This is a genomic window from Actinomadura sp. B10D3 (assembly GCF_039871695.1).
GTDB classification, from domain to species: domain Bacteria; phylum Actinomycetota; class Actinomycetes; order Streptosporangiales; family Streptosporangiaceae; genus Spirillospora; species Spirillospora madurae.
The window spans coordinates 56,696-80,778 of sequence record NZ_JBDPLY010000008.1 but is presented as its reverse complement, the minus strand read 5'-3'; the positions used below and the strand labels follow the sequence as shown (position 1 = coordinate 80,778).

Annotated in this window: 22 protein-coding genes; 18 read left to right on the top strand and 4 right to left on the bottom strand. The window is 74.5% G+C overall.

The genetic code is table 11. The features are described from left to right. The first annotated feature begins 13 nt into the window (after window positions 1-13). The 9 genes from ABGB11_RS15115 (at window position 14) to ABGB11_RS15075 (ending at window position 9,117) form a co-directional block, all read left to right on the top strand. On the top strand, window positions 14-1,273 hold the full coding sequence (locus ABGB11_RS15115) for an extracellular solute-binding protein (RefSeq protein WP_347633032.1): 1,260 nt from the start codon (window positions 14-16) through the stop codon (window positions 1,271-1,273). Between the two features lie 71 nt (window positions 1,274-1,344). Next, entirely contained in the window at window positions 1,345-2,628 is a 1,284-nt protein-coding gene (locus tag ABGB11_RS15110) for a Gfo/Idh/MocA family oxidoreductase (RefSeq protein ID WP_347633030.1), read from the top strand. Window positions 2,629-2,866: 238 nt separating this feature from the next. Beyond that, the gene (locus ABGB11_RS15105; protein WP_347633028.1) at window positions 2,867-3,085 is read left to right on the top strand and encodes a hypothetical protein; all 219 of its coding nucleotides are present in this window, start codon (window positions 2,867-2,869) and stop codon (window positions 3,083-3,085) included. Beyond that, window positions 3,082-4,164, top strand: a complete 1,083-nt coding sequence (locus ABGB11_RS15100; RefSeq protein ID WP_347633026.1) for a MoxR family ATPase — start codon at window positions 3,082-3,084, stop codon at window positions 4,162-4,164. The genes ABGB11_RS15105 and ABGB11_RS15100 overlap by 4 nt, the downstream gene beginning before the upstream one ends. Further along, window positions 4,161-5,114, top strand: a complete 954-nt coding sequence (locus ABGB11_RS15095) for a DUF58 domain-containing protein (RefSeq protein WP_347633024.1) — start codon at window positions 4,161-4,163, stop codon at window positions 5,112-5,114. Before ABGB11_RS15100 ends, ABGB11_RS15095 begins: the two co-directional genes overlap by 4 nt. Further along, window positions 5,111-6,061, top strand: a complete 951-nt coding sequence (locus ABGB11_RS15090) for a VWA domain-containing protein (RefSeq protein WP_347633022.1) — start codon at window positions 5,111-5,113, stop codon at window positions 6,059-6,061. Before ABGB11_RS15095 ends, ABGB11_RS15090 begins: the two co-directional genes overlap by 4 nt. Window positions 6,062-6,118: 57 nt before the next feature. After that, window positions 6,119-7,096 (top strand): trypsin-like peptidase domain-containing protein, encoded by a 978-nt coding sequence (locus tag ABGB11_RS15085; RefSeq protein WP_347633020.1) that lies wholly within the window; start codon window positions 6,119-6,121, stop codon window positions 7,094-7,096. 69 nt (window positions 7,097-7,165) lie between these two features. Further along, on the top strand, window positions 7,166-7,894 hold the full coding sequence (locus tag ABGB11_RS15080) for a response regulator transcription factor (RefSeq protein WP_347633018.1): 729 nt from the start codon (window positions 7,166-7,168) through the stop codon (window positions 7,892-7,894). Beyond that, window positions 7,891-9,117 (top strand): HAMP domain-containing sensor histidine kinase, encoded by a 1,227-nt coding sequence (locus tag ABGB11_RS15075; protein WP_347633017.1) that lies wholly within the window; start codon window positions 7,891-7,893, stop codon window positions 9,115-9,117. Before ABGB11_RS15080 ends, ABGB11_RS15075 begins: the two co-directional genes overlap by 4 nt. On the opposite strand, the gene ABGB11_RS15070 is transcribed toward ABGB11_RS15075, so the two are convergent. Further along, entirely contained in the window at window positions 9,114-10,151 is a 1,038-nt protein-coding gene (locus ABGB11_RS15070) for an SMP-30/gluconolactonase/LRE family protein (RefSeq protein ID WP_347633015.1), read from the bottom strand. The genes ABGB11_RS15075 and ABGB11_RS15070 overlap by 4 nt on opposite strands. On the opposite strand from ABGB11_RS15070, the gene ABGB11_RS15065 reads away from it, so the two are divergent. Together ABGB11_RS15065 and ABGB11_RS15060 are read left to right on the top strand one after the other, a co-directional pair. After that, window positions 10,135-10,323 (top strand): hypothetical protein, encoded by a 189-nt coding sequence (locus tag ABGB11_RS15065; protein ID WP_347633013.1) that lies wholly within the window; start codon window positions 10,135-10,137, stop codon window positions 10,321-10,323. The two genes, ABGB11_RS15070 and ABGB11_RS15065, sit on opposite strands and share 17 nt — an antisense overlap. A gap of 34 nt (window positions 10,324-10,357) precedes the next feature. Then, the gene (locus ABGB11_RS15060; RefSeq protein WP_347633012.1) at window positions 10,358-10,726 is read left to right on the top strand and encodes a PH domain-containing protein; all 369 of its coding nucleotides are present in this window, start codon (window positions 10,358-10,360) and stop codon (window positions 10,724-10,726) included. 12 nt (window positions 10,727-10,738) lie between these two features. On the opposite strand, the gene ABGB11_RS15055 is transcribed toward ABGB11_RS15060, so the two are convergent. Both ABGB11_RS15055 and ABGB11_RS15050 read right to left on the bottom strand, forming a co-directional pair. Further along, window positions 10,739-13,747, bottom strand: coding sequence for an SMC family ATPase (locus ABGB11_RS15055; RefSeq protein WP_347633010.1), 3,009 nt, complete (start codon window positions 13,745-13,747; stop codon window positions 10,739-10,741). Between the two features lie 72 nt (window positions 13,748-13,819). Continuing rightward, on the bottom strand, window positions 13,820-14,947 hold the full coding sequence (locus tag ABGB11_RS15050) for an exonuclease SbcCD subunit D (RefSeq protein WP_347633008.1): 1,128 nt from the start codon (window positions 14,945-14,947) through the stop codon (window positions 13,820-13,822). Between the two features lie 117 nt (window positions 14,948-15,064). On the opposite strand from ABGB11_RS15050, the gene ABGB11_RS15045 reads away from it, so the two are divergent. Continuing rightward, window positions 15,065-15,751: a dihydrofolate reductase family protein gene (locus tag ABGB11_RS15045; RefSeq protein ID WP_347633006.1), complete on the top strand. Its 687-nt coding sequence runs from the start codon at window positions 15,065-15,067 to the stop codon at window positions 15,749-15,751. Further along, entirely contained in the window at window positions 15,744-16,172 is a 429-nt protein-coding gene (locus ABGB11_RS15040) for a deaminase (RefSeq protein ID WP_347633004.1), read from the top strand. Before ABGB11_RS15045 ends, ABGB11_RS15040 begins: the two co-directional genes overlap by 8 nt. A 7-nt stretch (window positions 16,173-16,179) precedes the next feature. On the opposite strand, the gene ABGB11_RS15035 is transcribed toward ABGB11_RS15040, so the two are convergent. Further along, window positions 16,180-16,776 (bottom strand): disulfide bond formation protein DsbA, encoded by a 597-nt coding sequence (locus tag ABGB11_RS15035; RefSeq protein WP_347633002.1) that lies wholly within the window; start codon window positions 16,774-16,776, stop codon window positions 16,180-16,182. Between the two features lie 117 nt (window positions 16,777-16,893). On the opposite strand from ABGB11_RS15035, the gene ABGB11_RS15030 reads away from it, so the two are divergent. The 5 genes from ABGB11_RS15030 (at window position 16,894) to ABGB11_RS15010 (ending at window position 24,069) form a co-directional block, all read left to right on the top strand. Then, window positions 16,894-18,336 (top strand): aldehyde dehydrogenase, encoded by a 1,443-nt coding sequence (locus ABGB11_RS15030; RefSeq protein ID WP_347633000.1) that lies wholly within the window; start codon window positions 16,894-16,896, stop codon window positions 18,334-18,336. Window positions 18,337-18,475: 139 nt separating this feature from the next. Next, window positions 18,476-19,687 (top strand): hypothetical protein, encoded by a 1,212-nt coding sequence (locus ABGB11_RS15025; RefSeq protein ID WP_347632999.1) that lies wholly within the window; start codon window positions 18,476-18,478, stop codon window positions 19,685-19,687. Next, window positions 19,684-20,346 (top strand): hypothetical protein, encoded by a 663-nt coding sequence (locus tag ABGB11_RS15020; protein WP_347632998.1) that lies wholly within the window; start codon window positions 19,684-19,686, stop codon window positions 20,344-20,346. Before ABGB11_RS15025 ends, ABGB11_RS15020 begins: the two co-directional genes overlap by 4 nt. Further along, window positions 20,339-20,995 (top strand): hypothetical protein, encoded by a 657-nt coding sequence (locus ABGB11_RS15015; RefSeq protein WP_347632996.1) that lies wholly within the window; start codon window positions 20,339-20,341, stop codon window positions 20,993-20,995. The genes ABGB11_RS15020 and ABGB11_RS15015 overlap by 8 nt, the downstream gene beginning before the upstream one ends. Further along, entirely contained in the window at window positions 20,992-24,069 is a 3,078-nt protein-coding gene (locus tag ABGB11_RS15010; RefSeq protein WP_347632994.1) for a chromosome partitioning protein ParA, read from the top strand. The genes ABGB11_RS15015 and ABGB11_RS15010 overlap by 4 nt, the downstream gene beginning before the upstream one ends. The last annotated feature ends 14 nt before the right edge of the window (window positions 24,070-24,083 follow it).

The window sequence follows — 24,083 nt, the reverse complement described above, 5'->3', positions numbered from 1 at the left end:
GGAGGTACAGCACATGAAACGCATCCTGGCGGCCACCGCCGCCGCCCTGGTCGCGGTGTCGGCCACCGCCTGCGGAAGCGGCGGCGGCGATTCCGGTGACGAGAACCAGATCGTCTTCTCCTACTGGGGCAGCGACTCCCGGCAGAAGCTGACCGAGGCCGCCATCGCCAAGTTCGAGGAGAAGAACCCGTCGATCAAGGTCGAGGGCGACTTCTCCGACTTCGACAGCTACTACGAGAAGCTCGCCACCAAGACCGCGGCCGGGGACGCGCCGGACGTCATCTCCATCGAGATCCGCGCGCTGGCGGAGTACTCCGGCCGGGGCACCATCGCCGACCTGACCGGCAAGATCAACACCACCGACCTCGACCAGAGCGTCCTCAAGGCGGGCCAGGTCGGCGGCAAGCAGTACGCGATCCCCACCGGCGTCAACGCCTTCCCGATGATCGTCAACAGGAAGGCCGTGGCGAAGGGCGGCCAGAAGGTCCCCGACGACACGACCTGGACCTGGGACGACTACATCGCCCTCTCCCAGAAGATCACCGAAGAGAACGGCGGCAAGCCCTGGGGCACCGAGTACAACGAGAACCCGGCGTTCCTCCAGATCTACGCCGCCCAGCGGGGCGAGCCGTTCTACAAGGACGGGAAGCTCGGCGTCTCGGAGCAGACCGTCAAGGACTGGTGGGCGCTGCTGCAGAAGATCATCGACACCAAGGCGGGACCGGGCGCCGCCAAGATGCTGGAGACCGGCACCAAGCCCGACCAGGCCCTGCTCGTCACCAAGGAAAGCGCTTTCGGCAGCTGGTGGAGCAACCAGCTCGACGCGCTGACCAAGGGCTCCGGTGAGGAGCTCGACCTGCTGCGCATGCCGAGGATCCCGGGCGCCGCCACCTCCGGCATGTTCCTGCAGCCGGCGATGTACTACACGATCTCGGCCCGGACCGAGAAGACCGCCGCCGCCCAGAAGTTCGTCGACTTCCTGGTCAACGACCCGGACGCGGGCGCCATCCTGCTCAGCGACCGCGGCCTGCCCACCAACGCCCAGGTCATCGCCGCGATCAAGGACAAGCTGACCCCGGCCGACCGGAAGGTGCTGGCCTTCATGGAATCGATCAAGAACGATCTCAGCCCGGTGGTCGTCCCGCCGAAGGGCGCGACGGAGATGGAGGACATCCTCAAGCGCGCCACCGACTCGGTGCTGTTCAAGAAGGCCACGCCCGACGCGGCGGCCAAGACCTTCATCACCGAGGCGAACAACTCCCTGTCCCAGTGATCCCGTGACGTGCCGTGCGGCCCCCAGGCGGCCGGGCCGCACGGCACCCCGCCACCCTGGAGTCCCGCACCATGCGATACGCCTTCGTCGGGCTCGGCCACCGGGCGCAGATGTACGTCGACGCGCTGCTCGGAGCGTGGCGCGACACCGGTGAGATCGTCGCGCTCTGCGACCCCAACCGGACGCGCCTCGGCTACTACCTCGACCGGATCGGCCGCGCCGTGCCGTGCTTCACGCCCGAGGAGTTCGGGAAGGCGCTCGACCTCGCCGACGCCGTCGTGGTCACCACCGTCGACGCCGCCCACGCCGGCTACGTCCTCGCCGCCCTCGACGCCGGCAAGGACGTCGTCGTGGAGAAGCCGCTGTGCACCACGGCCGAGGACTGCGCGGCGATCCTCGCGGCGGCCGAGCGCGGCGCCGGGCGGCTCGTCGTGACGTTCAACTACCGGTACTCGCCGCGCAACAGCGCCGTCCGGCGGCTGATCGCGGACGGCGCGATCGGCGACGTCACGTCGGTGCACTTCTCGTGGGCGCTGGACACCATCCACGGCGCCGACTACTTCCGCCGCTGGCACCGGGACAGGGCGAACTCGGGCGGGCTGCTGGTGCACAAGGCCGCCCACCACTTCGACCTGGTCAACTGGTGGATCGCCGACGCCGCCGCCTCGGTCTACGCGCAGAGCTCCCTGCGCTTCTACGGCGCCGCCAACGCCCGCGCCCGCGGCCTCACCGACCGTCCCGCCCGCGCCCGGAACGCGCCGGGACTCGGCACGGACCCGTTCCTGCTGGACCTGTCCGCCGACCCACGGCTGAAGCGCCTCTACCTCGACGCCGAGCACGAGGACGGCTACGTCCGCGACCAGGACGTGTTCGGCGAGGGGGTGACCATCGACGACAACATGGCGGTCCTCGTCCGCTACGAGCGCGGCGCGCTGCTCACCTACTCACTCAACGCCCACGCGCCCGCCGAGGGCTATCACGCGGTCTTCAACGGCACCGCCGGGCGGCTGGAGCTGGACGTCGTCGAGCGGGCGTGGACGCCGCCGCACGCGGCGATCGACCCGACGGCGGCCGGCAAGGAGCACGCCGCCGGAGCGTCCGAGCGGCTGGTCCTGCACCGGCACTGGCGCGAGCCGGAGGAGATCCCCGTCCAGGGCGGCGCGGGCGCGCACGGCGGCGGCGACGCGCTGCTGCTCGACGACGTGTTCCGCGGCCCGGCGGACGACCCGCTCGCCCGCCAGGCGGGGCACCGCGCGGGCGTCGCGAGCGTGATGATCGGCGTCTCCGCCGGGCTGTCCGCGGCGGCCGGAGCCCCCGTCGCCCTCGCCGACGGCGGCACGCGCCTGGCCGGCTGATGCCCGGGGAGTTCTCGGGGCCTGGCGGAGATCGCCGCACGCCAGCGCGTCCTGTTCCCTCCGCCGGACCCGGACGCGAGAGAGCCCGACCGGTACGACCGCGCCGCCCGCGCCCCGGCCCCGCTGCTGGTGCTCTACGCCGCCGCGGGTCCCCTTTAAGTCCGCTTTCGCCCCCGCCTGTTGTGATCGTCGCGTGCCGCCCCCACGGCGGGCGGCCGGACGACGAAGGGGGAGGAGCATGGCGCTCCGCCGACGCACGAAGCTGCTCGTCATGGCGGCGGGACTGGCCGGGGCCGGCACGGTGGCCGCCGGCGGCGCCGCGATGGCCGATCCCGGGCCGGAGCCGGTCCGCACCCGGTTCCAGATCGTCGAGTACCAGGCGCACGGGACCGCCGGCGCGCCCGGCACCGACTGCCCGGACAAGACCACTCGGAGCGTGGCCGAGGGCACGAAGTGAGCGGCGGCCTCGACGCCGCCCGCGTCCGGCCGGCGGCGAGCACCCTGGCCGAGCGGGCCCTGTTCGAGGTCAAGCGGGTCATCGTCGGCCAGGACCACATGCTGGAGCGGATGCTCGTGGCGGTCCTGGCCGGCGGCCACTGCCTGCTGGAAGGGGTGCCGGGCGTCGCGAAGACGCTCGCCGCGCAGACGCTCGCCACGGTCGCGGGCGGCTCGTTCGCCCGGCTCCAGTTCACGCCGGACCTGGTGCCCGCCGACATCGTCGGCACCCGCATCTACCGCCCGTCCACCGAGAGCTTCGACATCGAGCCCGGCCCGGTGATGGCCAACGTGGTGCTGGTGGACGAGATCAACCGCGCGCCCGCCAAGGTCCAGTCGGCGCTGTTGGAGGTGATGGGCGAGCGGCAGGTCAGCATCGCCGGGCGGACGTTCCCGGTGCCCTCGCCATTTCTGGTGCTGGCCACGCAGAACCCGATCGAGTCCGAGGGGGTGTACCAGCTGCCCGAGGCGCAGCGCGACCGGTTCCTGCTGAAGATCGACGTGGAGTACCCGACCGAGGCGCAGGAGCTGGCGATCGTCTACCGCATGGGGACGCGCCCGCCGACCGCGAACCCGATCCTCGGCACCGCCGAGGTGGAGGCGCTGCGGGAGGCGGCGGCGGACGTGTTCGTGCACGACGAGGTGGCGCGGTACGCGGTCCGCCTCGTGGCGGCCACCCGCGACCCCGCCGGCCACGGCGTGCCGAAGCTCGCCGGGATGCTGGCCTACGGCGCGGGGCCGCGCGCGACGCTCGGGCTGATCGCGGCCGGGCGCGCGCTGGCGCTGCTGCGCGGGCGGGAGTACGTACTGCCGGGCGACGTGCGGGACCTGGCCGGGGACGTGATCGCCCATCGCCTGGTGCCGTCGTTCGACGCGCTCGCCGACGGCGTCGGCGCGCGGCCGATGGTCGACGCGATCGTCGCCGCGGTGCCCGCACCGCGGATCGCGCCGGCCGAGGCCGTTGAGGGGGACGGCGGCGAGGGCCTCGGCGGCGAGGACGTCCCGGCGCACCCTGACGGCGGCGAGGGCAGGGCCGCATGAACGGCCCCGGCCTGCGCGACCTCGCGCCGGAGCAGGCGCTGCGCCGCCTGGAACTGACCGTCACGAGGCGCCTGGACGGCCTGCTGCAAGGCGACCACCTGGGCCTGCTCCCCGGACCGGGCTGGGAGCCCGCGGAAGGGCGCGAGTACGTCGCCGGCGACGACGTGCGCGCCATGGACTGGAACCTCACCGCCCGCATGACCGCGCCGCACGTCCGCGACCGGGTCGCCGACCGGGAGCTGGAGACCTGGGTGCTGGTCGACGCCACGGCGAGCATGGACTTCGGGACCGGGCGGCTGGAGAAGCGCGACCTCGCGGTGTTCGCCGTCGCCGCGGCCGGGTTCCTGACCGAGCGGACGGGCAACCGCCTGGGCGCCCGGATCGTCCGCGACGGCGGCACCCGCCACCTCCCGGCCCGGACCGGGCGGGCGCACCTGCTCGCCCTGCTCGGCACGCTGCTGGCGGAGCCGCGCGGCGCGGCCGGCCGCGCCGCGCCGTCCCTCGGCGCGGGCGCCGACCTGCTGCGGCGCACCGGGCCCCGGCGGCGCGGGCTGATCGTCGTCGTCTCCGACTTCCTGGAGGAGGCGAGCGAGTGGGAGCGCCCGCTGCGGCTGCTCGGCGCGCGCCACCAGCTCCTCGCCGTCGAGGTCGTCGACCCGCGCGAGCTGGCGCTCCCCGACGTCGGCATGCTCACCCTCGTCGACCCCGAGACCGGGCGCCGGCGCGAGGTGCCGACGGCGAGCCGCCGCCTGCGCGAGCGGTACGCCGCCGCCGCGGCGCGGCAGCGCGAGGAGATCGCAGCGGGGCTGCGCCGGGCGGGCGCGGCGCACCTGCGGCTGCGGACCGACGGCGACTGGGTGCGCGACCTGGTGCGGCACGTCCTGGCGCAGCGGCGGGTCGCGCTGGCCGCGCCTGCTCCCCCGCCGCCCCCGGCTGGAGGAGCGGCATGAACTTCCTCGATCCGGTCCGCCTGTTGCTGCTGCTGGCGCTGCCCGTCCTCGTCGCCGCGTACGTGGTGATGCAGGTGCGGCGCGGCAGGTACGCGGTGCGCTTCACCAACCTGGCGCTGCTCGACAAGGTCGCGCCCGCTCGGCCGGGGTGGCGCCGCCATGTCCCGGCGGCGGCGTTCCTGCTGATGCTGGGCCTGTTCGTCACCGGCTTCGCGCGTCCCACCGCGGACGTCCGGGTGCCGCGCGAGCAGGCGACGATCGTCCTGGCGCTCGACGTCTCCCACTCCATGCAGGCCACGGACGTCCAGCCGACCAGGCTGGAGGGGGCGAAGCGGGCCGCCCGCACGTTCCTGGACCAGGTGCCGGACCGCTTCAACGTCGGCCTCGTGTCGTTCTCGGGATCGGCGTCGGTGATCGTCGCGCCGACCACCGACCGCCAGGCCATGCGCACCGGCATCGACGGGCTGCGCCTCGGGCCGCGCACCGCGATCGGCGAGGGCCTGCTCGCCTCCCTGGACTCGATCGCCGGGTTCGGCGCGCAGTTCGGCGAGGAGGAGGCGCCGCCGGCGCACGTCGTCCTGCTCTCGGACGGGACGAACACCGCCGGGCGGACCCCCGAGGAGGCCGTCCAGCGCGCCACGCAGGCCCGCGTGCCCGTGTCGACGATCGCCTACGGCACCCCGGAGGGCGTCATGTACCAGAACGGGCAGGCGATCCCGGTGCCGGTCGACGGGCCGGCGCTGGAGCGGCTGGCGCGGGACGCCGGCGGGCGCCACTACCAGGCCGCGTCCGGCGAGGAACTGCGCGGCGTGTACGAGGACATCGGCAGCAGCATCGGCTACCGCGTCGAGCGGCGGGAGATCTGGACCTGGTTCGTCGCCGCGGGCCTGCTCCTCTCGTGCGCGGTCGCCGCGGGGTCCCTGCTGTGGTTTTCGCGGCTCCCGTGAACGAACCGCAGAGCGGCGGAGTACTGAACGGTGAGAGAGAGCGTGGAGGAGAGCCCCATGAGTTATCCACCGCAAGCCGACCCCCGGTACGGCGGTAGGCACGACACCCTTCGGTACGACCTCGGCGACGACGCCCGGTTCGGGCTGGGCGAGCCGCGCGGCCCCGACTTCCGGTCTCCTCCGCCCCCTCGTACGTGGCCGCCGGACGAGGCGTTCACGCGCCCCGCGCCGCGCGACCCGTGGGCGCTGCCGGACTACGGCGAGGACCGCCGCGACCGCGGCGGGCGCTCCGGCCGCGCGGTGGTCGCGGCCGTGCTCGCCGCGCTGCTGGCCGGGGGCCTGGCCGGCGGCGTCGCCGGACGCGTCACCGCCGGCGACCCGGCGTCCACCGCGCTCTCGCAGTCCGGCGCCGGCCCGGTGAACGGCGGGACCGGCGACCTCAGCGAGGTGGCGGCGCGGGTCCAGGCGAGCGTGGTGTCGATCGAGGTGCGGTCGGGGAACGGGCGCGGCACCGGCTCGGGGTTCGTCATCGACCGGCAGGGGCACGTGCTGACCAACGCGCACGTCGTCGAGGACGGCGGCCAGGTCACCGTGACGCTGGCGGACCGGCGCCGGATCCCGGCGCGGGTGACGGGCGCCGACCCCGCCCTCGACCTGGCGGTGCTGGCGATCCCGGCCGGGCAGAGCCCGGCGCCGCTGGCGTTCGGCCGGTTCGCCGACGTCCGGGTCGGCGACCCGGTGCTCGCGCTCGGCTCCCCGCTCGGGCTGCAGGGGACGGTCACCGGCGGCATCGTCAGCGCGCTGAACCGCGAGGTGCGCATCGGCGACGGCGGGGCGAGCACCGCGCTGCAGACCGACGCGTCGATCAACCCGGGCAACTCCGGCGGGCCTCTGGTCAACGCGCGCGGCGAGGTCGTCGGCGTGAACACGGCGATCGCGACGCTGATGCGCGGCGGGGGCGGCGGCTCCATCGGCATCGGGTTCGCGATCCCCGCGGACAGGGCGCGGCAGGGGGCCCAGCGGCTCGCCCGCTGAGGCCGCCGGCCCGCGTACGGTCGTAGCGAGGGCCTGCGGGCCCGCACTGCCAGGAAGGGGGCGGTCCGGATGCGGGTGCTGGTGGTCGAGGACGAGGAGGACCTGGTCGAGGCGCTGCGGTACGGGCTCGTGCGCGCCGACTACGCGGTCGACGTCGCGGGCGACGTCGAGGAGGCCACGCAGAAGCTCTACGCCTCCGCCTACGACCTGATGATCCTCGACCTCAGCCTGCCCGACGGCGACGGCTTCGACCTGTGCCGTGCCGTCCGCCGCGGCCGGCTGGCCGGCGAGAGCGGCCCGGACCTGCGCATCCTGATGCTGACCGCGCGGGACCGCCTCGCCGACCGGGTCCGCGGCCTGGACGAGGGCGCCGACGACTACCTGGTCAAGCCGTTCGCGTTCCCCGAGCTGCTGGCCCGCGTCCGGGCGCTGCTGCGGCGCGACAGCGGCGGCGGCTCGGCGGTGTGGACGGTCGGCGACCTGCGGCTCGACACCGGGCGGCGGGAGGTCTTCCGCGGGGACCGGCTGCTGCGGCTCACGCCCAAGGAGTACGCCGTGCTGCGCTACCTGATGAGCCGCCCCGGCCAGGTCGTGTCCGCGGAGGAGCTGCTGGAGCACGTCTGGGACGAGAACGCCGACCCGTTCACCAACACCGTCCGGGTCACCGTGGGGACGCTGCGCCGCAAGCTCGCCGCGCCGGACGAGGAGCAGGTCATCGAGACGGTCGTCCGCCACGGCTACCGCCTCCGCGAGAACGGCGCGGTCGCGGCGGCGGCCGGGGAGCGGGGGCCGGCGTGAGCGTCCACTCGATCCGGTTCCGGCTGACGGTCATGTACTCGACGCTGCTGTTCGTCCTCGCGGCCGTCATGCTGGGCGGCGTCTACCTGGCCGTGGCGCGCAGCACCGGCGCCCAGCCGATCACCAAGACGTTCAACGCCGAGAAGATCGTCCAGATGCCGGACGGCAGCCAGCAGAGCCTCGGCCAGGTCGAGGTCGTCAAGGTGCAGCACGTCGAGCAGGCCGTCAACTACGAGACGCAGCAGACCATCAAGCACTACTCGCTCATCATGCTGGGCGGTCTGTTCGTGGCGAGCCTCGGCATCGGCTGGGTGCTGTCGGGGCGGGCGCTGAAACCCGTCGGGGCGATCGCCCGCGCCGCCGAGGAGATCCAGGCGACCGACCTGTCCCGCCGGATCCGGCTGGCGGGGCCACGGGACGAGCTGCGCTACCTCGCCGACACCATCGACTCCATGCTGGACCGGCTCGACTCGGCGTTCCGCGCCCAGCGCCGGCTGATCGACGACGCCTCGCACGAGCTGCGCAGCCCGCTGGCGATCATCCGGGCGAACGTGGACACCGTGCTCAGCGAGCCCGACGCCGGCGCCGAGGACCGCCGCCGCGCCGTCCAGGTGGTCGACCGCGCGACCACCCGGATGACGCGGCTGGTGGAGGACCTGCTGGCCACCGCGCGCCGGTCGGCGCCCGCCCTCGACGACGCCGACGTCGACCTCGGGCTCGCGGCGCGCGAGGCGGCCGAGGAGTTCGACCCGCTCGCCGCGGCCCGCGGGCTGACGATCGAGCGCCGGCTGCGGGACGGGCTGCCGATGATCGGCGACCACGACGCGCTGCGCCGCGCGGTGGGCAACCTGCTGTCCAACGCGGTGCGGCTGGCGCCCGCCGGCACCGCGATCACGGTCGCCGCCGACCGGTCCGGCGGGTGGCAGTGGATCGCCGTCCGCGACGCCGGGCCCGGCATCCGCGCCGAGGAGCAGGACCGGGTGTTCGACCGGTTCTGGCGCGGGACGGAGTCGCGCCGCTCCCGGGACCGCCGCACGGGCCTCGGGCTGGCGATCGTGCGGAGCATCGCGGAAGCGCACAACGGGCACGTCCGGCTGTTCTCCGAACCGGACGCCGGCGCCACCTTCGTCCTGTGGTTCCCGGTCTCCGCCGACGGCACCAGCACGACCGCACCGCCCGCCACCGACCCCCTCGCCGTGGACGCCACCCACTCCGGCGGTTAGATCCCCCGGACGGCCGCGATGGTGAAGGGGATCTCCGGGGTGCCCTCGCCCAAGGGGCCGCCCTTGTCGAACTGCGAGCGGACGACGTAGAGGGTTCCGCCGCGGCGGACGAGCGTCGTCGGGACCTGGAGGGACGGGTCCGCCAGCGTGCGCTCCAGGCGGGCCCGGGTCCCGTCGGCGGTGACACGCCAGCGGGTGACCTCGTTGTCGAGGTTGTCGGCCGTCCAGAGCCGGCCGTGCTGGAGGTCGAGCCCGTCGGTGTTGTGCATGTCGCCGCCGGACAGGGCGACCTTGCGGACGGCGCCGGTCTGGACTCCTGTGGGGGGACGACCCCCCACGCCCCCCGACGGCCCCCTCCGCTCCGCTGGCGCTCCGCTCCGGGAACCGGACTGGATGTCCAGCCGGTAGAGGTCTCCGCCGAGCATGTCGCCGGTGAGGAGGAACCGGCCCGCGGGGTCGGCGACGATGCCGTTCAGAGTGAAGTCGCCGGGCTTGTGGGGTTCGAGGACGCCGTCCAGGTCGAAACGGACGGTCAGCGCGGCGCTCCCTCCCCGGGCGTCCGCCAGGTCTTGGGGCGTGACCTGGTAGACCACCGCGCGGGTCGTGTCGGTCAGGTAGGCGCCGCCGTCCGGGGCGATGGCGAGGTCGTTGACGAACCGGGCCTCGTCGCCGGGGACGGTGAACCGCGCCAGGAGGCGCCGGCTCCGCGTGTCGTAGACCGCGACGCCGGACGTGGAGTCGATCACCCACAGCCGTCCCGCCCGGTCGACCTTGATCCCGTTGGCGGTGCGGCGGCCGTCCGCGCCCGGCGGGAGGAACACCTCGGCCACGCGGCGGCCGGGACGCATCCTGTAGACGGTGCCGTCCTGGAACGACCCGGCGTACAGGGTGCCGTCGCGCGGATCGGCGGCGATGCCCTCGGGGTACACGCGGTCGCCCGGCAGCACGTACGCCGTGGAGATCGACGGCCGGTGCTCGCGAGCGGCCGCCGGCGAAGCCAGGGACGCGGCGAGGGCGGTGGCGGCGGCGGCCACCCGGCTCACCGCCGAGGGCGAGGCGGTGCTGCGGGCCGCCGACGACCGCGCGGTCCGGGTCGAGCGGGGGCTCGCGGCCGAGTTCACCGACGCCGAACGGGAGACGCTGGTCGAACTGCTGGGCCGGTGCATCGGCTTCCTCGAAGCCGCCCGGTCCGCCCCCGGCGGCTGAGACACTCCCCGGGGTACCGACAACGGGAGGAACCATGGGCGACGGGATCGAGCACGACAGGTCGAGCCAGCTCAAGCAGATCGAGAGCGGGCTGCTGCCCGGCGAGCAGATCATCGCCGTCTACGACGCCATCGGCGCCGGCACCGGGTTCATCGGCCTCACCGACCGGCGCGTGATCATCCAGGACAAGAGCTTCGCCGGCAAGCGGTACGCGATCACCAGCGTGCCCTACTCCAAGATCACCTCAGTGAGCGTGGTCAGCAACAAGTCGTGGGCCGGGTCCTACTTCTCCACCGGGTCGATCGCGATCAACGTCGGTACGCACACCTACGAGGTCGAGTTCCGCGGCGCCGACAAGAGCCACCACGTGCACAACGTGATCCTGCAGTACATCTCGCGCTGATCCCGCCGCGGGTCAGGCGATGACCCTGGTGGTGGAGCCGGCGCGGTCCTTGGTGACGCGGAGCTGCGCGGGGACGCGGGCGCGCAGTTCCGCGACGTGGCTGACGATGCCGACCGTCCGGCCGCCGTCGCGCAGGCCGTCGAGGACGTCCATGACCTCGTCGAGCGTCTCCTCGTCGAGCGTGCCGAAGCCCTCGTCGACGAACAGGGTGCCGATCTCGGTCCCGCCCGCCTCGGCGGTGACGACGTCGGCGAGGCCGAGGGCGAGGGACAGCGAGGTGATGAACGACTCGCCGCCCGACAGCGTCACCGGGTCGCGCTCCAGGCCCGTCCAGGCGTCGGCGACCCGCAGGCCGAGGCCGCCGGCGCCCTTGGTGCGGTCGCCCGCCGCCTTCTCGGTGGTGTGGACGAGGGCGTACCGGCCCCCCGACATCCGGCGCAGCCGCTCGTTCGCCGCGGCGACCACCTGTTCGAGGCGGGCCGCCAGCACGTACGCCGACAGCGCCATCGCGCGCCGGTTCGCCGCGTGCTTGCCCGACGCCAGGCCGGCCAGCCGCTCCGCCGCCTCGTACCGCCGCGCGGCCGGACGCCACGCCCGGACCGCCCCGTCCAGCTCGGCGCGCAGCTCGGCGAGGCGGTCGCAGCGGCGCCGGGCCCGGGCGGCGGCGTTCGCGGCCTCGGTGTGCGCGGCCTCCGCGCCGGCCACCGCCGCCTCCAGGGCCGGCAGGTCGGGGGCGGGCTCGGCGGCGGCCGCCTTGAGCGCCGGGTCGCCGAGCAGGGCGCGGACCTCGGCCTCCTCGTCGTCGAGCCGCCGGATCTTGTCGCGCAGGTCGCCCTGGTCCTCGTCCGGGAGCACGGCGGCGAGGACCTCCTCGGGGGTGCGGAACCCCTGCTCCTCACCCCCCTGCCTGGCCTTCGCCCGCGCGGCGGCCAGCTCCTCGTCGGCACGCGCGTACACGCGCAGCGCCTCGACGGCCTCGGCGAGCGCGTCGGCCTCCCCGCCCAGCCGGGCGATGCGCGCCTCCAGCGTCGGGTCGTCGCCGCGCGCCTCGTCCAGCTCCGCGGCCAGCCGGTCCTGCTCGGCGGCCAGCTCCCCGTCCTGGACGCGGTTCGCGGTGAGGTCGCGCGACACCCGCTCGTGCTCGGAGCGGACCTGGTCGAGTTCCCGCTCGTGCCGGTGAAGGGCCGCCTCCAGGCGTTCGGCCTCCGCCGCGCGGGCCTTCGCCGCCTCCCACTCCCGCTCCGCGCCGGCGAGCTCGGCCGCGAGAACACCGACGGCCGTCTCCCCGGCGATCTCCAGGAGCGTGTCGCGCTCGGTGCGCAGCTCCCCGACGAGCGTCCCGGCCCGCTCCCGGGCCTCCTGGGCCTCGTCGGCCTCCGCCTGCGCCCCGTCCACCTGCTCCTCGGTCGGGATCACGGCGAGCGACGTGACCGGCGCCGGATGCTCGGTGGAGCCGCACACCCGGCACGGCTCGCCGTCCTCCAGTTCCTCGGCGAGGACGGCCGCCATCCCGTCCAGGCGCGCCTGCCGGAGGTCGAGGACGCGCTGCCGCGCGTCCTGCGCCGCGTCGACCGCCGCGCGGTACTCCGCCTCCGCCCCGGCGAGCCGCTCCACCACCTGGTCGCGTCGCTGTGCCGCGTCGAGCCGGCGCGCGGCCTCGTGGACGGCGGCCTCCGCCCCCGACCGCGCCGCGGCCGCGAGGTTGGCCTCCTCCAGCTCGGACCGCCGGGCGTCCACCACTCCCGGCAGCTCCGCGAGCGTCGCCGCGAGCCGCGCCTCCTCAGGCTCCAGCCGCCGCAGATCGTCCGCCAGCCTCTCCCGGTCGCGCCCGATCTGCCGGAGCCTGGCCGCGGTGCCGCGCCTGCCCTCCAGCGCCGCGGCCTCGTCCCGGCGGTCGCGCTCGGCCTTGGCGATCACGTCCTCCGGCGCCTTCGGCGGCAGCAGCGCCGCCACCCGGGACCGGGTCTCCTCGGCCCAGCGGCGCGCCCGCACGGCCTCCCCGTGCCTCACCTCGACGTCCCGCACCAGCGGCGCGACCCGGTCGGCGCGGGCGGCGGCGTCGAGGAGCGACGCGAGCCGCGACTTCTCTCCGGCGCGCTCCGCCAGCGCGTCCCGCCTGGCGAGGGCGGCGGCATGGCGGCGCTGCCGCTCGGCCAGCCCCTTCGCGTCCTCCAAGGCCACCCGCACCGTGCGCAGCGTCCCACCGACGCCCGCCGCGAGTTCCTCGACGACCACACGGACGTCCTCGTGCACGCCCCCCAGCTCCGCGGCCCACGCGGGCAGCACCGCCACCTCGCCGAACGGCTCCACCACCGGCTCCGCGCGGCGCGGCGCGGGGACCAGGGACGGCGTCTCGCGCGGCGTCGCGGCGCCGGTCGTCTCGGCGATCCGGTCCGCGATCGAGAACGACCGGGCGCCGAGCTCGGCGGCCTCCCGCCCGGTCGCCGCGCGCCGGTCGGCGAGCCACTTCTCGACCTGAGTGAACACCTCCGCCGCGAAGAGCCGCTCCAGCACCCTGCGGCGCTCGTCCGCCCCGGCCCGCAGGAACCCGGCGAACTCCCCCTGCGGCAGCATCGCCACCTGGCAGAACTGGACGGCGTTCATCCCGAGCATCCGCGACACCAGGTCACCGGCCTCGTCCAGCCGCGTGGTGAGCCCCACCCACTCCCCCCGCTCGTACTCCTCCAGGATGACCTTCGCGTGCTCGGTCGTCGTCCCGGACCCGCGCAGCTTCGGCCGCTCCCAGGCCGGCGACCGCGTGATGCGGAACCGTCGGCCCCGGATCGTCGTCTCCAGCACGACACGCGGCCCCGCCCCGGGAGGCGCATGGTCACTGCGCAGCCCCTTCACCGCGTTCCGAGCACCGGGCACCTGCCCGTAAAGCGCGAAGCACACCGCATCGAGGATGCTCGTCTTGCCCGCGCCCGTCCGCCCCTGGATGAGGAACAGCCCCGCCTCCGACAACGCGTCGAAGTCGACGACCTCCACCCCGGAAAACGGCCCGAACGCCGCAACCTCCAACCGATGCAGTCTCACCTCACGCCCTCCTGCGGTGAGAGGGGTCGGTGGCGTTGGAGGGCTGCCTGGGGGGGTTCACGCCAGGGACTCCTTGTGGCGGCAGGCCTCGAACGCCTCGTGGAGGAGGGCGCGCTCGGCGTCGGTGGCGGGGGCGCCGGTGACCTCGGCCACGAAGTCGCCCGCGATGTCGAGGTCGCTGCGTTCGCGGACGCGGTCGGTCCAGGTGCGGGTGTCGTCGGTTCCGCCGCCCTCGGGGTCGTAGCCGAGGACGAGCGTGTGCGGGAACCGGCGGCGGAGCCGTTCCATCGCGGCTGACGGGCGGTCTTCGTCGGTGAGCGTGATCTGGAGCCAGCGGTCCTCGTACTTCTCGTAGTCCGCGCCGGTGAGCAGGTCGTCGAGGCGGCCGCGGATACGGGCGATGCGGCGCGGGACGGGGGCCTCCACGAACTCCGCCGACACGCCGTCCGCGTGCAGGTCGATGAGCCAGGACCCCTTGACGTGCCGCTCCTCCGAGAACGAGTACGCCAGCGGCGAGCCCGAGTAGCGGACCCGGTCGGTGACGGGCCAGGCGCCGTGCAGGTGGCCGAGCGCGGCGTAGTCGACGCCCTCGAAGACCGATGCCGACACCTGCGACGACCCGCCGACCGAGATGTCGCGTTCGCTCTCGCTCGACTCGCCGCCGGTGACGAACGCGTGCGCCAGGACGACCGAGTGCTCCGGCCGGGTGGCGGCGTCCTCCCGGACGCGCCGCATCGCCTCGGTGAGCGCTGCGGCGTGGCTGCGTTCGTCCAGGCTCCACGGGTGGCGGACGAGTTCCGGCTCCAGGTACGGGATGCCGTAGAACGCGGCGTCCCCGATGACGACGGGCTCCCCCACGCTCGCGAAGTCGGTGCGGACGTGCACGCCGGCGGCGTCCATCAGCGCCGACCCGAACCCGAGGCGGCGCGCCGAGTCGTGGTTGCCGGCGATGAGCACCACCCGGGCGCGTTCGGCCAGCCGCCGCAGCGCCTCGTCGCACAGCCGGACCGCGTCCACCGCGGGCAGCGCCCGGTCGTAGACGTCCCCGGAGACGAGCACGCACTCGACCCGCTCCGCCGCGACCGTCTCGACCAGGTGGTCGACGAACGCCGCCTGCGCGGACAGCAGGTCCTCGCGATGGAACGATCTGCCGAGATGCCAGTCGGAGGTGTGCAGGAGTCGCATGTCGCAGCAACCATAGGCACCCCCTCCGACACATCCCGCGCAGAAACGCCGGTACGCCTCAGACGATCTTCCGGGATCGTGAGATCGCCGGTCTGCGCGCTCCCGTAAAGTTGCGACGTGAGCGAGCGTCCTTATGTGCTGCTGAGCTGCGCTATGTCCGCCGACGGCTATATCGACGACGCGACCCCCGAGCGGCTGCGGCTGTCCAGCGCGGCGGACTGGGACCGTGTCGACGCGGTGCGGGCGAGCTGCGACGCGATCCTCGCCGGCGCCGGGACGCTGCGCGCCGACGACCCCCGGCTGCTGATCCGGTCGGCGGCCCGGCGCGAACGGCGGGTGGCGCGGGGCCTGCCCGCCGACCTGACCAAGGTGACGCTGACCTGGAGCGGCGACCTGGACCCCGGCGCCCGGTTCTTCACCACGGGCGAGTCGCCGAAGCTCGTGTACGCGCCGTCCGCCACGGCGGCCGAGCTCGCCCCGCGGCTGGCCGGCGCCGCCGAGGTCATCGACGCCGGCGACCCGCTCGGGCTGCCCACGGTGCTCGGCGACCTCGCTGCCCGCGGCGTCCGGCGGCTGATGGTCGAGGGCGGCGGCGGCGTGCACACGCTGTTCCTCACGGCCGATGTGGTGGACGAGATCCAGCTCGTCGTGGCCCCGTTCTTCGTCGGCGACCCGTCCGCGCCGCGGTTCGTCCGGTCCGGGGTGTTCCCGCAGTCGCCGGAGCGGCCGATGCGGCTGGACGAGGTGACCCGCATCGGCGACCTGGCGCTGCTCCGCTACCTGATCGGGGCCGCGCGTGGATGACCTCGGCTGGCTGGCGCTGGCGTGCGACCTGGCGGAGCTGTGCCCGCCGTCCGGCACGGCGTTCTCCGTCGGGGCGGTCATCGTCGGCGCGGACGGCCGGGAGATCGCGCGCGGCTTCTCCCGGGAGAAGGACCCGCACGACCACGCCGAGGAGGCCGCCCTCGCCAAGGCCCCCGACCTCCTCGAAGGCGCGACCGTCTACAGCTCACTCGAACCGTGCGGCCACCGCGCGTCCCGCCCCCGCACGTGCGCCGAGCTGATCGTGGCCTCAGGCGCCCGCCGCGTCGTCTTCGCCTGGCGCGAGCCGGTGCTCTTCGCCGAGGGCGCCGGCGCCGAGATCCTCGCGGCGGCAGGCATCGAGCTGGTCGAACTCCCAGAACTGGCCGCCCGCGCCCGCCACCCGAACACCCACCTCCTCTGAAGCGGCGTCAGCCGAAGGTGGGGGGTACGGGTGGGGGGCCCTTGAGTTCGTGGAAGCCGGGGGTTCCGGCGACGAGGAGGGTTCCGTCCCAGAGCCGTCCCGCCTCTTCGCCGCGCGGGATCCTCGACATGACCGGGCCGAAGAACGTCTGGGCGCCGACCTCGATCACGGGTGTGCCGATGTGCGGGCCTACCTTGCCGATGCCCTCGGCCGTCGACGCGCGGATCGCGTCGTCGTGGTCCGGCACGTCGGCCGCTGCGGCGAGGGTCGTGGGCAGGCCGGCCTCGGCCAGCGCGTCCGGGAACGTCCGCGGTCCCATCTCGTCCCGCTCGTGGACGCGGGTTCCGAAGGCCGTGTAGAAGCGCCCGAGCGCCTCCTGGCCCGCCGTCCCGGCCACGGCGGCGCAGACGCGGACCGGTAGCCAGAGGTAGCCGCCGGGATCGTCCTCCGGGTCGTCGTCCCGGTCCTCGTTGAGGGCGGCCAGGCTCAGCACATGCCAGCGCGGTTCGATCGGCCGGACCGTCGCCGCCTCCAGCAGCCATCGGGAGGTGATCCAGGTGTACGGGCAGGACGGGTCGAACCAGAAATCGACAATCTGGGGCATGTCCCGGGTTATATCGGAATCAGATGAGACGCGAGTCTCATTGCTCTTGCCAACGCCCGGGGACGGCATGCGATGCTGTGCCCAAGCAAGCATTCGGTCAGCGGGAGGCACGGCAGCATGCGCGAGCACGATCGGCTGTTCATCGGCGGCGAGTGGACCGCTCCGGCCGGCACCGGCACCATCGACGTCATCTCCCCGCACACCGAGGAGGTCATCGGGAGGGTGCCCGAGGGCACCGAGGGCGACATCGACGCGGCGGTGGCGGCGGCCCGGCGCGCGTTCGACGAGGGACCCTGGCCCCGGATGTCGCCCGCGGAGCGGGCCGAGATCGTCGGGCGGCTGTCGGCGATCTACGCCGAGCGGCAGCAGGAGATGGCCGACCTCGTCACCGCCGAGATGGGGTCGCCGATCATGTTCTCGGTGTTCGGGCAGGCGGCGATCCCGCAGATGGTGCTGCAGTACTACGTCGACCTCGCCGGCACCTACGCGTGGGAGGACGAGCGGCAGGGGATGCTGGGGCCGGTCACGGTCACGCAGGAGCCCGTCGGCGTCGTCGCGGCGATCGTCCCGTGGAACGTGCCCCAGTTCACGCTGATGCTCAAGCTCGCACCCGCCCTCATCGCCGGGTGCACGGTGGTCGCCAAGCCGTCTCCGGAGACGCCGCTCGACTCCTACCTGCTCGCCGAGTGGATCCGCGAGGCCGGGCTCCCGGAGGGCGTCGTCAACATCGTCCCTGCCGGGCGGGAGGTCGGCGCCTACCTGGTCGCGCACCCCGACGTCGACAAGGTGTCGTTCACCGGCTCCACCGCGGCGGGCCGCAAGATCGGCGCGGTCTGCGGCGAGCAGCTCAAGCGGGTGACGCTGGAGCTCGGCGGCAAGTCGGCCGCGATCATCCTGGACGACGCCGACCTGGGCTCGGCCGTCGAGGGGTTCAAGCTGGCGTCGCTGATGAACAACGGCGAGGCGTGCGCCGCGCAGACCCGCATCCTCGCGTCCCGGCGCCGGTACGACGAGGTGGCCGACGCGCTCGCGACGATGGTCGGGGGCCTGAACGTCGGCGACCCCGCCGACTACGGCACCGAGATCGGCCCGCTGGTCGCCCAGCGCCAGCAGGAGCGGGTGGAGAACTACATCCGCATCGGCCAGGACGAGGGCGCCAAGCTGATCACCGGCGGCCTGGACCGGCCGCACGACCGCGGCTGGTACGTGGCCCCGACCGTGTTCGGCGACGTCGGCAACGACATGCGCATCGCCCGCGAGGAGATCTTCGGCCCGGTGCTGGTCCTCATCCCCTACGAGGACGAGGACGACGCCGTCAGGATCGCCAACGACAGCGACTACGGCCTCGGCGGGTCGGTCTGGACGTCCGACGTCGACCACGGCGTCGACGTCGCCCGCCGGATCCGCACCGGAAGCTGCGGCGTGAACATGTACACCCTCGACCCGAACACCCCGTTCGGCGGCTACAAGAACAGCGGCCTCGGCCGCGAACTCGGCCCCGAGGGGCTGCACGCCTACCTGGAGCACAAGTCCATCCCCCATCCGGCCCCCGCCGGCTGACTCCGCCGACCACCCCTCAAGCGGCACCCATCCCCACTGGTCCCTCGGCGCGGCGACGCCAGTCCATAGGGCGGCGCGCGCTGCGGCGGGGTGTCGTCGATTCCACGTTGGGGGCGCGGGGGCCGTACCGTAGTGCGCCGTGTCCCCCACCTCCGAGAACGCACCGGCCAGTCTCGACGACGTTCTGGTCGGCGAGGCCGTGCTGGGCGTGTACCGGCAGATGTTCGCCGCGCTGGCCCGCGACAGCGGGGCCGTGGTCGACGACCCGGAGCTGGTGGACGTCGCCGAGACGCTGCTCGCCGCCTTCGCCGATGCGGGTGAGGACGGGCTGAGCCGCGAGCAGATGCGGTACGTCTGCCGGCGGTACCCGGCCGAGGTGTTCGAGAACCGGCTGCGGGTGCTGAAGGGGCTCGGCGCCGTCCGCGAGGTGTTCCCCAAGCCGAACCAGCTGCGCTACCGGGCGTCGTTCACCAGCGTGGTCGGGTTGATGTTCGTCCGCCGGATGATGCTGGACGGCGGCCAGAGCGAGATGCACCGGCTGCTCGCGCTGGAGCAGCTCAACGTGGCCGACCCCCGCATGACGCCCGAGCAGGCCCGGGACGGCGCGGACGGTCTCGCCCGCGCCTTCCGGCTGTGGAGCGTCGAGCTGGTCACGTTGACGAACGGCACCATCGAGGAACTCCGCGAGCAGGCCCCGAAGCTGTGGGGCACCGAGGAGATCCTGCTGCGCGCCGAGCGGCTGCACGGCGCGATCCTGCGCCGCTGGCCGCAGCTCGACCGCACCTGCACCGACCTGCGCGCCGCCATCTACGCCTACGGCGACGCGTCCAGGCGGGCCGCGGCGCGGCTGTCGGACTCGGCGGGCACCACCCGGAACCTGACCCTCCTGCCGCCGGAGACCTGGCGGACCTTCACGCGGACGGCGTCCCGCGAGGACCTCGCCGCGGTGCTGGACGGGTTCGTCTTCGACGCGGCGGCGCCGTGGCACGAGCCGTCCGCGGTGGTCACCGCCGTGGAGGACGGCCCGCGCGCCACGCCGCCCCGCCCGGCCCCGCCGCGCCCGTCCGTGCCCGACCCCGGCCTGTCGGGCGACACCGGTTCGGACACGGCGGCGGTCGAGCGGCTCCGCGGCATCGCCGAGCAGATCCTCCGCGGCGCGGACCGGGTCGCGGTCGAGGAGGTTCTCGCCCAGGACTGGACGACCGCGCGCCGCGTGCTGGCCGACCTGTCGTCGGCGCATCTGCATCCGGAGCTCCCCTATCGACTCACCTGGTCGGACGGCCTGACCGTGCGCCCCGAGGGCACCCCGACCTGGGTGTCGCCGGGTTGGTTCGAGAGGACGGGCGCGTGACCGTCGACCCGCACGTGCTGGCCCGCGCACGCGCACGCGTGCTGGGCGGGCCGTCCGTCTCCGCGTCCGATCCCGTCCCGCCGGGGCTGGCGGCGGCGACGGACGGCACCCGCGTCTGGCTGCTGCCCGAGTGGCCGGACGGTGCGACGCCCGCGCTGCTGGAGGAGTACGAGACCGCGCCCATGCCCCTGGACCGCGCGGGCCAGGCCCGCCGCGTCCTCGCCGCAGCCCTCCGCTGCTGCTGGACGCGCCTGGACGACGCCCCCTGGCCGGGGTCGGCGTCCACCGTCGCGGACGTCCTGGAGGTCTACGCGAACATGTCGCGCGGCGACACGGACCTGGCGCGCCGCTGGGCCACGGGAGAGCTCCGCCGCCTGTCCGACACCGGATGGCTCCTCCTGGACGAGGCCGAGGGCACCGTCCGCCCCGGCCCCCGCGTCGCGCTCTGGCCGGAAGGGTCGCTGGCGTCGCTGCGGGACCTTCTCCACCGCCTCCCCGAGCCACCGGATCCCGAACCGGCCGAACCTGTTTCGTCATCGCTGCCTCCCGAGGATTCCGGTAACGAGAGCAACTCTGCCGGGGCGGCCGAGGAGCCCGCCGAGGATTCCGAACCTGTGGACAACTCACCCGCCCCGTCTGTGGAGGGGCCCGGTGAGTGAGCTGTTCGAGCCGCTGCTGCGGTCCTATGACGAGCGGCGGCGGGCGGAGCTCGTCGCGGCCTACATGGCGGTGGAGCACGCGGCCGAGCCGGTTTCGGAGGTGCGGTTCGCGGCCCTGCGGGAGCCGGCGCTGCGCAGGACGGTCGAGGCGATGCTGGCGCTCAACGGGCGGACGCTCATCCGGTCGGAGCGCAAGCACTGGATCTCCGGGTACCGGGACGACGTCGCGGCGGAGCTGGCGAAGGAATCCGGGTGCGTCCCGCCGGCGCGGGAGCGGGCCGTGCTGACGCTGGTGCTGATCCACTCGGTGGCGATCCCGAGAGCGGCGGGGCTGCTCGCGGACGACTCGTGGCTGTCACCGCACCCGACACCGGTGGACGAGCTGCGCCGCCGCACGCAACTGCCCGTCGGAGAGCTGGAGGCGTCGCTGCGGCGGCTGCGGCTGGCCGGGCTCGTGTCGCAGGTCAAGGCGGGCGCGGACGACGCCGGGGGCTTCGTCCCGGGGCCGCAGTTCCACCGGCTGACCGATGCCGCCCGGAGGCGGCTGCAAGAGGAGCTGATCCTGGCCGCCGGGCCGGACTCGCCGCTCGCCGCGGCGATCCGGGCGCGGCGCAGGGGCCGGGAGCGCGAGCAGGGGGAGAACACGTGACGGCCGTCCTCGAACCGATGGTCACCGCGCGCGACACCGAGAACGTCGTCGGCGACCGGACGCTGGTGGCCGTGCAGGCGGTGAACATCTCGCGGCTGTCGACGCATCCGGTGCCGACCGTTCCCGGCACGCTCATCGTGGTCGCCGGGCAGGGTCCGAAGGACTCCAACGGCGCGGGCAAGTCGTCGTTCATCGCGGCCATCACCGCGCTCCTAGGCGACGAGCAGTGGCGGTTCGCGTCGGGTGCGCGGGCCGTGGCGGAGCTGCTGTTCAACGCGGAGCTGGCCGCGCAGGGCGACAGCCAGTGGGCGAGCGCCGACCACGGCTACATCGTGGGCGTCTTCGACTATGCCGAGCCGGTGGAGGAGGACGGCGAGACCGCCGTCACCGTGTGGCTCCGGGTGAACGTGGACGCGCCGCACCTGGAGATCCGGTGGCGGCAGGGCGTCTACCTGGCCTCCGCGCCGTCCGAGGCGGAGCGGGTGTCGCTCGCCGACCGGCTCTGGGCGAGCCTGCCCCGCAGTGCCGGACGCCGCGACCTCGTCGCGAAGGACCTGTCCCGCGTCCTGTACGGCGGGCGGGTCAGGTGCGTGTCGTTCCTGTCGACGTCGGTGCGGTCGAAGGTCGCGACGAACCTGCTGTCCCAGCCGCTGAACGAGATCAGCCCCGAGCGGATCTTCAGCGCGATCGCGGCGCTGACCGGGCTGGACCGGGAGCTGGAGGCCGAGCGCACGTCCCGCGCCGAGGAGCACCGGGAGCGCGCCAAGGCGGCGGAGGCGGCCGAGCGGCTCACCGAGTGGGAGCGCGAGGCGGCGGTGCTGCTCAAGACGTTCGACCGGCGCGACCGCGCCCGCGACGAGGTGGCGGCGGCCCTGCGGCACTGGCGGACGCGGCAGGCCCGCCTGCTGGTGGACGCGGCGGAGGCCGACGCCGCGCACGCCGCCGAGCAGGAGCGGCTGCACCGGGAGAGCGAGGATCTCGCCGCGGAGGCGAAGGCCGCCGAGCGCGAGATCGACCAGCTGACCGGCGGTGCCCTTGAGGAGCAGCTGCAGGAGGCGGGCGCGGTGCTCGCCGAGCTGAAGGGGCAGGCGGCCAAGCTCGGCGCGGACAAGGCCGTCGCCCGCGACCGGCTGGACGAGCTGCGCCGGCGGGTGTCGGCACTGGAGGACCGGAGGCGGGAGGCGGACGGACGGGACGCCGGCACCGCGCGCGCCGAGCTGGCCGAGGCCGAGGCCCGCCGCGACGAGGCGCAGCAGGAGTACGGCATGGCCAAGGGCGCCGTCGCGCGGGCGGAGCGGTCCCTGGCCGAGGCGGAGGCGGGCGAGAGCAGCGCCCCCGCGCAGATCCGCGCCCTGGCGGCCGAGGGGATCGCCGCGGTCGGCCTGCTGGACGCCGTGGAGCTCGCCGAGGACGTCCGGGAACGCTGGGAGGCCGCGCTCTGGCCGTACCGGGAGGCCGTCGTCGTCGGGACGGACGACCTCGACGCCGCGGTCGCCGCGCTCAAGGACATGCCCGGCTCGATGATCGTCCCGGCGGACGGCGACGGCGCCCTCCCCGAGGGCGTGGGGTGCGAGCGGCCGCTGGGCCGGTTCTTCGCCGCGCTCGGCGGCGACGGCGCGGGCGTCGTCATCGTCGGCGGCTTCAGGGAGCCCGTCACCGGGCGCGTCGCCCGCGTCCAGGCGGCGAGGGCCGCGGTGGAGGCCGCCCGGGAGGCGCTGGAGAACGCCCGGCGGGCCACGTCCGACACCGCCGCCGAGGTGGCGCTCGGCGCGCGGCGGCTCGCGGGCGCGCAGGCCGCCGCCGAGCTGGACGAGGTCCGCGCGGCGATGACGGAGCTGCGCGAGGGCCTGGAGGAGCTGGCGGGCGGCGAGTCCCGGCTCGGCCCGCGCCTCGGGTCGGCGGAGCAGGCGCTGCGGAGGCTGCAGGCGAAGGCCGACACCCGGGCGCTGGAGATCGACCGCCTGCGCGGGCGGCGGGAGGCGCACGAGCGCGAGCGCGCCGCGATCCGCCGCGCGTCGTCGGAGCTGGCGAACAAGCGCGCGGCGCTCGGGCTCGGCGAGCTGGAGAAGGAGTGGGGCGGGTCCCGCGAGGGCGCCGCCGAGTGGCTGTCCGGCCTGGACGACGACGAGGCCACGTGGACGCCCGCCGAGTGGTGGCACACCGCCGAGAAGCACCTGTCGGAGGCGCTGCGCCGCGTCTTCCCGGACGGCACCGCCGATGAGGACATGCCCGAGGAGATGCGCTTCCTGCTGAAGCAGCGCGCCGAGGGCGAGGGCCGCCGCACCGACCGGGAGCAGGCGACGTTCCCCCGGCTGGCCAAGGCGATGGAGGGCTACCTGCGGCAGCAGGAGGACTACGAGAAGCACCAGCGGCGGCAGATCGAGGTGCAGCTGTCGGCCCGCCGCGCGGACCTGGAGAAGGCGCAGAAGGGCGCGACGGAGGCGGCGGGCGCCGCGGAGGCGCACCGGACGGCGCTGACGGCCGCGATCCGCAGCCGGCTGCAGCGCGTGTCGGAGGAGTTCGAGAAGCTGGACGTGACGTACGGCGGCTACGGCGCGACGCTGGAGTTCCCCACGCCGGAGCAGCCGGGCGACCCGGAGCAGGAGTGGCGCTGGCGCGTCACGCCGAAGTGGCGGCGCTCGGAGGGGCAGCGGTACGTCCCGTACAACCGGCGGGCGAACACGGCCCTCATGGACGAGAAGGCGGTCAAGCTGGTGTGCGCGGCGGCGCTCGCCAGCTCCGGCGGGGGACGGCTCTGCCTCGTCCTGGACGAGCTGGGCCGCAACCTCGGCAAGGAGCACCGCAAGGAGGCCGTCGCGCTGTTCCGCAAGATCGGGGAGACGCACGGCATCACCGTCATCGGCGCCCTGCAGGACGACATGGAGCCGTACGCGATCGACGCGTGCGGCCAGTACGTGAAGCTGCGCCGCTCGTCGGACACGATGCCGTACAACGAGCCGCCGGTCGTCGTCGGCTACGACGAGCACGAGGCCCGCGTCCGCAAGCTCGCCGAGCAGGTCACGGCCGCGCGTCCGGAGCCCGCCCCCGGCAATTCAGGTGAAAGCGGATCCTGATTCCGGCAGGATGC

What these genes read in the sequence shown, in the direction of transcription:
- ABGB11_RS15030 (WP_347633000.1), top strand. Translation starts at nt 16,894, where the DNA reads ATGCGCGAGCACGATCGGCTGTTCATCGGCGGCGAGTGGACCGCTCCG.
- ABGB11_RS15090 (WP_347633022.1), top strand. Translation starts at nt 5,111, where the DNA reads ATGAACTTCCTCGATCCGGTCCGCCTGTTGCTGCTGCTGGCGCTGCCC.
- ABGB11_RS15080 (WP_347633018.1), top strand. Translation starts at nt 7,166, where the DNA reads ATGCGGGTGCTGGTGGTCGAGGACGAGGAGGACCTGGTCGAGGCGCTG.
- ABGB11_RS15060 (WP_347633012.1), top strand. Translation starts at nt 10,358, where the DNA reads ATGGGCGACGGGATCGAGCACGACAGGTCGAGCCAGCTCAAGCAGATC.
- ABGB11_RS15105 (WP_347633028.1), top strand. Translation starts at nt 2,867, where the DNA reads ATGGCGCTCCGCCGACGCACGAAGCTGCTCGTCATGGCGGCGGGACTG.
- ABGB11_RS15035 (WP_347633002.1), bottom strand. Translation starts at nt 16,776, where the DNA reads ATGCCCCAGATTGTCGATTTCTGGTTCGACCCGTCCTGCCCGTACACC.
- ABGB11_RS15095 (WP_347633024.1), top strand. Translation starts at nt 4,161, where the DNA reads ATGAACGGCCCCGGCCTGCGCGACCTCGCGCCGGAGCAGGCGCTGCGC.
- ABGB11_RS15050 (WP_347633008.1), bottom strand. Translation starts at nt 14,947, where the DNA reads ATGCGACTCCTGCACACCTCCGACTGGCATCTCGGCAGATCGTTCCAT.
- ABGB11_RS15085 (WP_347633020.1), top strand. Translation starts at nt 6,119, where the DNA reads ATGAGTTATCCACCGCAAGCCGACCCCCGGTACGGCGGTAGGCACGAC.
- ABGB11_RS15110 (WP_347633030.1), top strand. Translation starts at nt 1,345, where the DNA reads ATGCGATACGCCTTCGTCGGGCTCGGCCACCGGGCGCAGATGTACGTC.
- ABGB11_RS15115 (WP_347633032.1), top strand. Translation starts at nt 14, where the DNA reads ATGAAACGCATCCTGGCGGCCACCGCCGCCGCCCTGGTCGCGGTGTCG.